This window comes from Streptomyces sp. NPDC056296 (genome assembly GCF_042268605.1).
In the GTDB taxonomy this organism is placed as follows: Bacteria; Actinomycetota; Actinomycetes; order Streptomycetales; family Streptomycetaceae; genus Streptomyces.
Genome location: NZ_JBHJRX010000042.1, coordinates 47300 through 58106 on the forward strand (window position 1 = coordinate 47300; position 10807 = coordinate 58106).

Annotated in this window: 12 protein-coding genes; 8 read left to right on the top strand and 4 right to left on the bottom strand. The window is 68.2% G+C overall.

The genetic code is table 11. The annotated features are described in order from the left end of the window. The first annotated feature begins 47 nt into the window (after positions 1-47). From paaA to ACFCZF_RS27930, 7 genes are all read left to right on the top strand, one after another. Entirely contained in the window at positions 48-1034 is a 987-nt protein-coding gene (gene paaA, locus ACFCZF_RS27900) for a 1,2-phenylacetyl-CoA epoxidase subunit PaaA (RefSeq protein WP_376673958.1), read from the top strand. Then, positions 1031-1324, top strand: coding sequence for a 1,2-phenylacetyl-CoA epoxidase subunit PaaB (paaB, locus tag ACFCZF_RS27905; RefSeq protein WP_376673959.1), 294 nt, complete (start codon positions 1031-1033; stop codon positions 1322-1324). Before paaA ends, paaB begins: the two co-directional genes overlap by 4 nt. Before the next feature lie 10 nt (positions 1325-1334). Further along, entirely contained in the window at positions 1335-2192 is an 858-nt protein-coding gene (gene paaC, locus ACFCZF_RS27910) for a 1,2-phenylacetyl-CoA epoxidase subunit PaaC (RefSeq protein ID WP_376673960.1), read from the top strand. Further along, positions 2186-2701 carry a 1,2-phenylacetyl-CoA epoxidase subunit PaaD gene (gene paaD, locus ACFCZF_RS27915; RefSeq protein WP_376673961.1) on the top strand — a complete coding sequence of 172 codons (516 nt, stop codon included), beginning with the start codon at positions 2186-2188 and terminating at the stop codon, positions 2699-2701. The genes paaC and paaD overlap by 7 nt, the downstream gene beginning before the upstream one ends. Next, a complete protein-coding gene (paaE, locus tag ACFCZF_RS27920; RefSeq protein WP_376673962.1) occupies positions 2701-3816 on the top strand; it encodes a 1,2-phenylacetyl-CoA epoxidase subunit PaaE in 1116 nt (371 codons plus the stop codon). The genes paaD and paaE overlap by 1 nt, the downstream gene beginning before the upstream one ends. Before the next feature lie 47 nt (positions 3817-3863). Continuing rightward, positions 3864-4631 (top strand): enoyl-CoA hydratase/isomerase family protein, encoded by a 768-nt coding sequence (locus ACFCZF_RS27925; protein ID WP_376673963.1) that lies wholly within the window; start codon positions 3864-3866, stop codon positions 4629-4631. Positions 4632-4816: 185 nt separating this feature from the next. Continuing rightward, on the top strand, positions 4817-5284 hold the full coding sequence (locus tag ACFCZF_RS27930; protein WP_376673964.1) for a hypothetical protein: 468 nt from the start codon (positions 4817-4819) through the stop codon (positions 5282-5284). Between the two features lie 46 nt (positions 5285-5330). Here ACFCZF_RS27930 and ACFCZF_RS27935 read toward each other — a convergent pair whose 3' ends face one another. From ACFCZF_RS27935 to ACFCZF_RS27950, 4 genes are all read right to left on the bottom strand, one after another. After that, on the bottom strand, positions 5331-6545 hold the full coding sequence (locus tag ACFCZF_RS27935) for an acyl-CoA dehydrogenase family protein (protein WP_376673965.1): 1215 nt from the start codon (positions 6543-6545) through the stop codon (positions 5331-5333). 99 nt (positions 6546-6644) lie between these two features. After that, positions 6645-7694 (bottom strand): extradiol ring-cleavage dioxygenase, encoded by a 1050-nt coding sequence (locus ACFCZF_RS27940; RefSeq protein ID WP_376673966.1) that lies wholly within the window; start codon positions 7692-7694, stop codon positions 6645-6647. 106 nt (positions 7695-7800) lie between these two features. Then, on the bottom strand, positions 7801-9021 hold the full coding sequence (locus tag ACFCZF_RS27945) for an acyl-CoA dehydrogenase family protein (RefSeq protein ID WP_376673967.1): 1221 nt from the start codon (positions 9019-9021) through the stop codon (positions 7801-7803). After that, complete coding sequence (locus ACFCZF_RS27950) at positions 9014-9601, bottom strand: flavin reductase family protein (protein WP_376673968.1); 588 nt, start codon at positions 9599-9601, stop codon at positions 9014-9016. The genes ACFCZF_RS27945 and ACFCZF_RS27950 overlap by 8 nt, the downstream gene beginning before the upstream one ends. Before the next feature lie 264 nt (positions 9602-9865). Here ACFCZF_RS27950 and ACFCZF_RS27955 point away from each other — a divergent pair, with 264 nt between their 5' ends. Then, the gene (locus ACFCZF_RS27955; protein WP_376673969.1) at positions 9866-10684 is read left to right on the top strand and encodes an SDR family oxidoreductase; all 819 of its coding nucleotides are present in this window, start codon (positions 9866-9868) and stop codon (positions 10682-10684) included. The last annotated feature ends 123 nt before the right edge of the window (positions 10685-10807 follow it).

Here is a 10807-nt window from a genome sequence, read left to right on the forward strand (position 1 = left end):
ACACACTTCTGACCATCAACGAACGAACGGTCGGTAGGGAAAGTTCGATGACAACACCACAGGCCGCCGCCTCGCCCCCGGACTCCACCGAGCGGCTGCAGAAACAGTTCGACCACACCATCGCCAAGGACCAGCGCATCGAGCCACGGGACTGGATGCCCGAGGGCTACCGCAAGACCCTCATCAGGCAGATTGCCCAGCACGCGCACTCCGAAATCATCGGCATGCAGCCGGAAGGCGACTGGATCACCCGCGCTCCCTCCCTGCGCCGAAAGGCCATTCTCTTCGCCAAGGTCCAGGACGAGGCAGGACACGGCCTGTACCTCTACAGTGCTGCCGAAACGCTGGGCGCCGACCGGCAGGACCTGACCGACCAGCTGATCGAGGGTCGCCAGAAGTACTCCTCCATCTTCAATTACCCCACCCCGACCTTCGCCGACGTCGGCGTCATCGGGTGGTTCGTGGACGGTGCGGCGATCTGCAACCAGGTGCCGCTGTGCCGCACGTCCTACGGACCGTACGCACGGGCGATGGTGCGGGTGTGCAAGGAGGAATCCTTTCACCAGCGGCAGGGCTACGAGCTGCTGATGACGATGATGCGCGGCACCGACGCCCAGCGGGCGATGGTGCAGGACGCAGTGGACCGCTGGTGGTGGCCCTCCCTGATGATGTTCGGCCCGCCGGACGACAATTCCCCCAACTCCGAGCGCTCTATGGCCTGGAAGATCAAGCGCCACAGCAACGACGAGTTGAGGCAGCGGTTCGTCGACATGACCGTGCCGCAGGCCGAGAAGCTCGGAGTGACCCTGCCCGACCCGGCACTGCGCTGGAACCCGGAGCTGGGCCGGCACGACTTCGGTACGCCGGACTTCGCCGAGCTCCAGCGGGTGATCAGCGGCGACGGACCGTGCAACACCGAGCGCGTCAGCAGGCGTCGCGCAGCGCACCAGGACGGCGCGTGGGTGCGAGAAGCAGCATCGGCCCATTCCGAGAAGCAGGCCGACCGTGAACGGAAGGACGGCAGGGCAGCGTGAGCGAGACCAGGAACGAATGGCCTCTGTACGAGATCTTCGTGCGCGGCAAGCGCGGCCTCAACCACGTGCACGTCGGATCGCTGCGCGCGGCCGACGACCGCATGGCCCTCCAGCACGCCCGGGACCTCTACACCCGGCGCAACGAGGGCGTGAGCGTGTGGGCGGTGTGCAGCGAGAACATCGCGGCAACCGCCCCGGACGAGAAGGAACCCTTCTTCGATCCCAGTGGCGACAAGGTCTACCGGCATCCGACGTTCTACGACATCCCCGAAGACGTCCCCCACATCTAGGAGCTCGGCCATGAGTGACGACCACCTGAACCTCGCCCTGGGCGAGGACGCCGGCGGGGACTCCCGGTGGGCCTTCGGCACCGGATTCGAGGACCCGCTGCACGGTGTGGACACCGCCGTCCCCAACGGCGTGAACGCTGGGCAGCTCGCCGCGTACTGCCTGGCCCTCGGCGATGACGCTCTCGTCAGCGCCCAGCGGCTGGCCCAGTGGTGCACCCGTGCTCCGGAGCTGGAAGTGGAGCTGGCGCTGGCCAACATCGGTCTGGACCTGCTGGGACAGGCCCGCCTGCTGTACTCGCGAGCCGGTCAGGCTGACGGGACCGGCCGCGGTGAGGACCATTTCGCGTACTTCCGTGATGCGTCGCAGTTCCGCAATGTCCGGCTGGCCGAACTGCCGACGGGCGACTTCGCGTTCTCCATGGTCCGGCTCCTGGTGCTGTCCGCGTGGCGGCTGGCGGTGTTCCGCGCGCTGACGGAAGCCGAGGACAAGGTCTTGGCGGCGGTGGCCGCCAAGGGAGTCAAGGAACTGACGTACCACCGCCAGTTCGCCGCCGAGTGGGTCGTGCGCCTGGGGGACGGCACGCAGGAATCGCACCGTCGGGCCCAGGCGGCCCTGACAGAGGTGGCGCCGTGGATCAGCGAGCTGTTCAACGACTGCAGCGGTGAGAACTTCGGCGTGTCCAGCGAAGCCGTCGAAGACGACACCCGGCAGGTCCTGGCCGAAGTGGCCGAGGCCGCCGTGCTGGCACTCCCCGAGCTGGCAACGGCGACGCACGGCGGACGCGGTGGGCGACACACCGAGTATCTGGAACCGTTGCTCAACGAACTGCAGTACGTGGCACGCGCCCACCCGGAGGGAACATGGTGACCGCACCCGGCTCAGCACTCGCCCGTGCCCGCAAGGCGGCCGAAGAGGTCACCGACCCCGAACTGCCCATGCTGACCCTGGCCGACCTGGGAGTGCTGCGCGGCATCGAGATCGACCCGCACGGCACGGTGATCGCCAGCTTGACCCCCACCTACTCCGGCTGCCCGGCCATGGCGGAAATGCGGGCGGGCGTATCGCAGCGCCTTCAGACGGCAGGCTTCGACCGGGTGGAGATCCGTACCGTACTCGACCCTCCGTGGACCACGGACTGGATCACCCCGGACGGCCGGCGCAAGCTCGCCGAGCACCACATCGCCCCGCCCAAAGCCGCCCCCCGCGCGCCCGGCCCGGTCCTTGTCGACGTCAGCCCCAGCCGTCGGGCCGTCCCTTGCCCCCGCTGCTCCTCAGAGGACACCGAGCAGCTCTCGCAGTTCTCCGCCACATCCTGCCGGGCCCTGCTGCGCTGCCGCAGCTGCCTGGAGCCTTTCGAGCACTTCAAGGAGATCTGATGGTCCCGCCCACCTCCGCTCCCGCCCCCGCGGCATCAGGCCGGCAGCCACGCCGGGCCGCCTTCCACCCGCTGCGCGTCCTCCAGGTGGAGCGGCTGTGCCAGGACGCGGCAGCCATCACCTTCCACGTGCCGGAAGACCTTGCAGAAGAATTCGCTTTCGCTCCCGGCCAGTCACTGACCCTGCGCCGGCAGAAGAACGACCGTGATGAGCGTCGCTCCTACTCCATCTGCTCCCCGGCCGGCGCTGCGCCCCGCATCGGCGTGCGGGTCGTGCCGGGCGGCATGTTCTCCACCTGGCTGGTCAACGATGTGCACCCCGGGGACACCGTCGAGGTCATGGGCCCAGCCGGCGCCTTCACCCCCGACCTCACCCACGCAGCGCATCACGTCCTGATCGCAGCGGGGTCGGGCATCACCCCCATGCTTTCCATCGCCGCGTCCGTCCTCGCCGCAGACACCGACTCCCAGGTCACACTCCTCTACGGCAACCGGCGCAGCAACAGCGTGATGTTCGCCGACGAACTGGCGGATCTCAAGGACCAGCACCCTACCCGCCTCCAGATGGCCCACGTCCTGTCCCGCGAGCCACGCGAAGCCGACATCCTCTCCGGGCGCCTGGACGCCGACCGCCTCACCGATCTCATCCACGCGCTGATCGATATCCGCGAACCTCAGCACTGGTGGCTGTGCGGACCGCACGGCATGGTGCGCGACGCGCAGCACGTGCTCGGCGGCCTCGGCATCCCCGCAGAGCGCATCCACCAGGAACTGTTCTACGCCGACGACCAGGAACCGGCACCGCTCACCCGCGAGGACGGCCCTGCCCACGACGGCCCCGCCAGCCAGGTCACCCTTGTCCTGGACGGCCGCACCACCACGTTCACCCAAAGCCGCAACCAGAGCATCCTCGACAGCGCCCAGCGTGTCCGCCCCGACCTGCCCTTCGCCTGCAAGGGAGGGGTCTGCGGCACCTGCCGCGCCCGCGTCACCGACGGCGAAGGCGACATGCGCCGCAACTTCGCCCTCGAACGCTCCGAAGTCGATGCCGGCTACGTCCTGACCTGCCAGACCTATCCCCTCTCCGACGCCCTCACCGTCGACTTCGACAGCTGAGGACTGCGTCATCTTGCCTCGAGACAAAGACGAAGGTGCCAACGCATATGACCGTTCGCCTTGAAGTAGACGCAGGTGTGGGCACGATCCGTCTCGACCGCCCGCCGACGAACGCCCTGGACACCACGGCCCAGGACACGCTGCGGTTGGTCGCCGAAGAGGCGAGCCGTCGTGACGACGTGCGCGCGGTGATCCTCTGGGGCGGCGAGAAGGTGTTCGCCGCCGGCGCGGACATCAAAGAAATGCAGATCATGGATTACGAGGCGATGGCCGTCCGGGGACGGGTCCTGCAGGAATGCTTCACCGCGGTGGCCCGCATTCCCAAACCCGTGGTTGCGGCCGTGACCGGCTATGCACTGGGCGGTGGCTGCGAACTGGCGCTCTGCGCCGACATCCGCATCGCGGCGCACAATGCCAAACTGGGCCAGCCGGAGATCCTGCTCGGTCTCATTCCAGGAGCCGGCGGCACGCAACGCCTCGCGCGGCTCATCGGCCCGGCCAAGGCCAAGGACCTGATCTTCACCGGCCGTGCCGTGCGCGCTGACGAAGCGCTCACCATGGGACTGGTCGACAAGGTGACGCCGGCCGACCAGGTCTACACCGAGGCGCAGGCATGGGCCGCACGGCTCGCCCGCGGTCCCGCGCTCGCACTGCGCGCTGCGAAGGAGGCCATCGACACCGGACTGGAAGGCGACCTGAACACCGGACTCGCCATCGAACGGTCCCTGTTCGCAGGGCTGTTCGCGACCCGGGACAAACAGATCGGGATGCGCAGCTTCGTCGAGGAAGGACTCGGCAAGGCGGACTTCCGCTGACGGCTTCGTACCGATCCTCGCGCTGGCAGTGCGGTCGGCTCCGTTGCGGTAGAGGTGTTCCAGGAGCCGGACGGCATCGTGTCCGGTGGCGAGGATCCTGGTCTTGGGCTTGGTGGGGTTCCTACCCAGCCTGACCGGTCGGCCATAGCGGAGCCCCCAGTCCTCATCGACCCGCTTGTCCAGCAGTGCGGGGACGTGTCGACGACTTCTTCGAGGCCGGCACGGACCGCTTCGGCGAGCAGCTCCAGGCGGGTCAGGTCACGTACCGCGGCCGGGAGATGGGTGGAGTCGGTGCGCTGCGTGGTGCGCTCGCGCACCAGGCCAGCCTCCTTGAGGCGGGCCAGCGCGAGGCCGAGGAGCCGGTCGGCACGGCCGACTTCGGCGAGCCGGTCGCGGAAGTCGGCCAGCACGCTGTGACGGAAACCGGGATCGTCCAGCGACCCGGACCCCCGTCCCGCGGGGACGGCGAAATCCTCGTCGCACCACAGCCTTTCGAGGTGGTCACGTACCCATATCGCCGTCGTGCCAACCGGGATGCTCGCCCGTGCGACCTGCGCGGTCAGAGGCGGGACATGCTCACCGGAACGGGAGTGGAGGGACAACGGGCACCTCGACAGCTGCATCGATCGGAGGAGCCCGAGCATGCCCGTTGATCACGCCGTCACACCTGGAAATTTCGAATCCCCGACAGAGTCAAGCCTAGATCATGTCCGTGATCTGCTCCTCGACTCCCAGAGAGGCGCGGCCGTAGACCTCGTATCCGATCATGGGATTGACGGCGGCGTGCCGTCCGGCGGTCTCCAGGTCGCGCCAGACCCGCTGCAGGGGGTTCGCCTCGGCGAAGCTTCCGGCGCCCTGAATGTTGAGGAGCAGGTCGACGGCCTCGCGGCACCGCAGCACGATGGTGCTGATGTCGGCGCGGACCCGCGTGCGGGTCTCGTAGTCGAGCTCCACTCCGGCGTTCGCCGCCTCGTCGATGACGGTCGCGGACCTCATCATGTGCAGCTCGGCGGTGTCGATCAGCTGGGCGGCCTTGGCGATCTCAAGATGCGTGCCGGGAGCCAGCTTCGCCTGCTCGTAGAAGGTGTAGGCGATGCCACGACCTTTGGCGAGCGAGCCCTTCACCAGCTCCAGCGCGTGCTTGGCCATACCGACCTGGGCGCAGGTGAGTACCAGCAGCAGGACGGGGGTGAACGCGGACCGGTACAGCGGCTCGTCGGAGTGCTCGGTCAAATACTGTCCCTGCGTCGCCTTCGTGACCGACATGATGCGGTAGTCCGGGATAAAGATCTCGTCCGCGACCAGCGTGTTGCTGCCGGTGCCCTTCATGCCGACGACGTTCCACGTCTTGTCGATGGACAGGTCGCTCATGGGGGCCAGGCCCAGACCGACGTCGACCTGCTCGCCCTCGGCGTTCAAGATCGGCACGGCCAGTCCGGCCCATTCTGCGAGTTCGCAGCCCGAAGCGAACGCCCACCTGCCGGAGACGATCTGGCCGCCCTCGGTGCGGGTGGCGGTGGAGTTCGGCGTGAATACTCCGCAGAACCGCGCGTCCGGCTTGCGGCCCCAGACCTCCTCGCGCACCCGGTCCGAGAAGAGGCTGATCCCCCAGGAGCCGAAGTACATCAAGCTCGCACACCAGGCGGTGGACCCGTCCCCGCGGCCGAGTTCGACACCTACGCGCATGGCGGTGCGGATGTTGCTCTGGTAGCCGCCGACGCGCGAGGGAACCAGCAGGCGCAGCAGGCCGGCCTCCTCGATCGCCGCCAGGTTCTCCTCCATGAGGTGGCCCTGGGCCTCGGTTGCTTCCGCGTTCTTGCGGAGCAGGGGGATGAGTCCTGTGGCCCGGGCCACCAGTTCCTCATCGGTGGGTCGGTTCTCCGTCGAGCTGCGCACTTCGGGGGTGACGCTCATCGAGTACTCCTGGACTGATCGAGAGATCGGGATGATCGCCGGCACGGCATTGGCCCTCTGCCGGCTGATTGCTGCGGGTGTGACAGGTGGGGAGCGCGGTCAGTGGAACGCGGCGAAGGCCTTCGAGGAGTTGAAGGCGTGCGTCGTGACCAGTTCGCTCCACTTCACGCTCAAATTGAGCTCACGCACCGCGCCGAGCAGACAGAACCAATTGAGCATCTCCTGCTGTCCGGAGGCGATGAGCTGGTCGGTGGTGGTCTGCTCCCATGTCGCGTAGTCGCCCTCGACCATGGCGCGGTAGTAGCGCTCGTCGCTCTCTATGTCGGGGTAGAGCCGCATGGTCTTGTCGTGAAGGAACGCGTGCGACCAGCTCGAAGAGCCGATGACCGCGATCCGGTACGGGGATTCGCGTACGGCGCGGGCGAACGCGCCGCCCACCTCCATGACCCGCTTCGGAGTCGGACCGGGCGGATCGATGTCGGCCGGGTCCTGACCGACGCCGAAGCGTGCGGGCATCCCCTGACGGCAGATGACGTAGCTCCCATAGCAGTTGACCTGGAAGGGAATCACCGGGTACGGGAAGCCGGTGCGGTGGTAGTCCAGGAAGAGGGCGGAGTTCAGGAACGCGTGGGGGAGTGCCCCGGGCTCGCGCAGTTCGTAGGCGTAAGACAGGTCGACGCCCTGGCCGAGGACCGATGCGGCGAGTTCCTTGGCGATCTTCCGCGCGCCGATCAGGGTGACGGAGCTGTCCGCGTCCTCGTTCCACACGTTGGTGCCCTTGGCGTGCGCCCAGGGCTTGAGCTCCTGGTCGTCCAGTGCGAAGAGGCAGAACGGCGGGATGATCTGCTCGCGGAAGTTCTCGTACTGGTCGTCGCCCCAGATCACCACCGCGTCGGGGCGGAAGGCGTCGAGTTCGGCGCGCAGCCGGTCGAAGTTCCGTACGCAGGCGGCCCGGTGGACGGCTGCGGACGCGGTGCCTCCGTCGTCACCGTATTCCGCCCGCATCTCGGCCGGCCAGCTCGCCGGGTCCTTCGCCGACGCGGGGATGGCGTCGTCCTCCAGCGTCCAGCGGAGCATGTCGGCCATGTGCTCGTCGGAGTTGACGAGAGCGGGGTAGTGCGTCATACCCAGTGCGAGTAGCTGTCCCATGGTGAGACCCTCCAAGTCGGTGATGTCACGCGCCGCGTGCTTTCGCGGCGACGCGGGCGTGGTGGGAACGGGTCGCGGCCGGGTCCGGCCGTGAGACCCGGCAGCGTTAAAGGAGTGGCACGACGGCGTCGTCGATCCCGAGCAGGACCTTGCCGTACGTTTCGAAGCGCGTGTCGGGCGTGACCAGCGCGTGCAGGCCGGCGGTGGCCGAGTAGCGCCAGATGTCTTCCAGCGACTGCGAGGCGGTCAGGCCGCCGGTGCCGTGCGCGGTGCGGAGCATGTCGATCGCTCCACGGAGGTTCTCGACGACCCAGCCTGCGTCCGCGTGCACACGGGCGCGGACCTGCTGGTCCATGTTCTCTCCGCTCCGGGCGAGGGTGTCGATCTCGCCCGCGGCGCGATGAGCATGCAGATGCCCTGTGTCGATCATCACCGCAGCCCTGGCCAGTCTCATCTGGAAGGCGACGGACTCGCTCTGACGCTCGTAGACGGTGCCGCTCACGACGCGTTCCGGAGCCTGTGACCGTACAATCCGCAACGCTTCGCGTGCCAGGCCGAGTTGCGGTCCGATCAGCATGAGCATGAGCACTGGCATGAGTGCCGAGCGGTAGAGGGGCTCGCGTGCGGCCAGTTCGTTGCGCACCGCGCCGTTGTTCGCCTCGGTCGCCGAGAGGATGCGGTGCTCGGGTACGAACACCTCCTCGGCGATGAGACAGTCGGCCTGCGCCGCACCCTTTGCCGGCACACCCTTTTGGACGGGACCCGCGTGCGCGACGCGCAGGTCGCTCATCGGAACCAGAGCGAAGCAGTAGTCCACGACCTTGCCGTCGCCGTCCGACCTCGGGAAGCCGACGATCGCCCACTCCGCGGGCCAGGAAGCCCAGTTGTAGTACCAGCGGCCGCTGATCACGCAGCCGCCCTCGACCTCGGCGGACTCGCCGGACGGAGCGAAGACTCCGGTGACCCGTGCGTCCGGGTTGTTCGCCCACACCTCGTCCTGGGCCTGCAGACCGAACAGGCCGGTGATCCAGCAGGACACGTTGACGAGGCCGACCGCCCACGCGGCCGACGCGTCGGACTCGGCGACGGTGCTGGTCACGTCCAGCATGGTGTTGACCGAGGATTCGTGGCCGCCGTAGCGCCGCGGCACCGCGAGCTTGAACAGGCCCGCGTCGGCCACGGCCCGAGCTGTCGCTTCCACCGGGCAGGCGTCTCCCGCGGGCACCGTCCCGTTCTCGCGGGTGGTCCCGAAGACGGATGTGACCCGCTCCAGCAGTTCGGCGGGCGGCGGTGTGTCCGCGGTCTGAGTGTCGAGGGCGTCAGGCATCTCGGTGCTCCTGGGTGGGGTATGCGCGGGCCGCCAGCGGCTTGAGCGGTGGGGGTTCGTACTGGCCCAGCGCCGCGACATGTGCCTCCATCGGTGTGCGGAAACGCTGGCCCGCCTTGGAGTGGATGCCGAAGAGCCGGTGGCTGTAGACCAGGGGCGCCAGCGGTGCGCACGCGGCATCGGTGACCGCTCCGACCAGCATCTTGTGGTCTCCGCCTGCCACGACATCGTCGAGGTCGCAGGCGAGCCAGCAGGCCGTTCGCTGCAGCCGCGGCAGCCCGCGGTCCATCTCCCAGTCCGCGTCCGCGAACTTGTCCGCGCCACTGCGAGCGAAGGCCAGTGCGGCCTCCGTCTGTCCGGCGGCGAGCACGTTCACCCCGAAGGTACGGGTGGACTCGATCACCGGCAGTACGCGCGAGCGGTTGTCGAGCGCAACGACCACCAGCATCGGGTCGAGGGAAAGGGACATGAACGCGCTGACGGTGGAACCGACCGGTTCTGACGGTGATGCCGTGGTGACCACGGTGACCGGTGCCGGCGTTGCCGCCATGACATCGAGGAAGCGCGCCTGGCTGAGCATGGTGACTTCTCCTTTGCGCCCTGCTCCTGCAAGTCGGCGGCGGCCGTAGCCGCGGCGGCGGAGAGGGGGGTTCGGCGCTTTCGCGGACCGTCGTGCCGGGGAAGCGGAGTGAGGCTCCCCGGCGTTACCGCAACATTAAGAACGTACGAGTGCACAGTCAAGAAAAAAATCCATCTTTACTCCGGCGATCCACTGACGTAACTTGCGACCACGTGCCGCCCACGCAGGCCGCACGAGCCGAATCAGAGTCAAGAAGGGACGACCATGCAGTTCGAGGGCAGGACCGTCGTCATCACCGCGGGCGCCAGCGGAATGGGACGCCGTATCGCGCAACGGATGAGCGAACGCGGTGCCAACATCGTGATCGCCGACATCAGCCACGACCAGGCGCAGGAATTGGCCGCGCAACTGCCGTCATCGCTCGCCGCGTGCTGCGACGTGCGCGACAGCGGTGACGTCGAACGCGTCCGCGACCTCGCGCTCGAACGGTTCGGCACGGTCGACATCGTCATGAGCCATGCCGGGACTGCGACGGCGGGGCTGGTGCACGAGATCTCGGAGACCGACTGGCAACGCATGCTCGACCTCAATGTCGTCGGAATGGCACGCGTCGTGCGCGCCTTCCTGCCGCACATGCTCGAGCGCGGATCGGGTCACTTCATCATGACCAGTTCCAGCCTCGCCCTCCTCGGCGGCCACCCCGTCAGTGCGCTCGCCGTGCCCTACATCGCGTCCAAGGCCGCGGTGATCGGGCTCGCCCAGGCCGTCGCGACCGCACACGCCGCGCAGGGAATCAAGGTGACCTTGTTCGCGCCCGACGCGACCGAAACGGGCTGGAGCCCCGAGCCCGCGGCGGGCAAGGCCGGAAGCAACGCCGGGCAGGTCGCCGCCGGCCTGCCGCAGTACCCGAGGCAGACACCGGAGCAGGCGGCGGACGTTCTGATGGGCGCTCTCGACGCCGGCAGCTTCCTGGCCTCGGCCACGCCGGACCACCCGCGGCTGCTGAGGCTGCAGGCGGACGCACTCCTGGATCCGGAGGCCCTGCGGGAGGAGTACCTCCCGCAGGCCGCCGCGCACAGCTGAGCAGGACGTCTACGGGCCTGGGGGGGGGGGGAAGGGGGGTGGGGGAGGTGGGCTGTGCGTGTGGCGGCTTCGAGATAATGTATCGCTCACCCCCCACTCGGGGAAGGCCAACCTTCGGGGTTC

Bases quoted from the DNA above. Each gene is read 5' to 3' on its own strand.
- paaA (WP_376673958.1), top strand. From the start codon at position 48: ATGACAACACCACAGGCCGCCGCCTCGCCCCCGGACTCCACCGAGCGG.
- paaC (WP_376673960.1), top strand. From the start codon at position 1,335: ATGAGTGACGACCACCTGAACCTCGCCCTGGGCGAGGACGCCGGCGGG.
- paaD (WP_376673961.1), top strand. From the start codon at position 2,186: ATGGTGACCGCACCCGGCTCAGCACTCGCCCGTGCCCGCAAGGCGGCC.
- paaE (WP_376673962.1), top strand. From the start codon at position 2,701: ATGGTCCCGCCCACCTCCGCTCCCGCCCCCGCGGCATCAGGCCGGCAG.
- ACFCZF_RS27925 (WP_376673963.1), top strand. From the start codon at position 3,864: ATGACCGTTCGCCTTGAAGTAGACGCAGGTGTGGGCACGATCCGTCTC.
- ACFCZF_RS27935 (WP_376673965.1), bottom strand. From the start codon at position 6,545: ATGAGCGTCACCCCCGAAGTGCGCAGCTCGACGGAGAACCGACCCACC.
- ACFCZF_RS27940 (WP_376673966.1), bottom strand. From the start codon at position 7,694: ATGGGACAGCTACTCGCACTGGGTATGACGCACTACCCCGCTCTCGTC.
- ACFCZF_RS27945 (WP_376673967.1), bottom strand. From the start codon at position 9,021: ATGCCTGACGCCCTCGACACTCAGACCGCGGACACACCGCCGCCCGCC.
- ACFCZF_RS27950 (WP_376673968.1), bottom strand. From the start codon at position 9,601: ATGCTCAGCCAGGCGCGCTTCCTCGATGTCATGGCGGCAACGCCGGCA.
- ACFCZF_RS27955 (WP_376673969.1), top strand. From the start codon at position 9,866: ATGCAGTTCGAGGGCAGGACCGTCGTCATCACCGCGGGCGCCAGCGGA.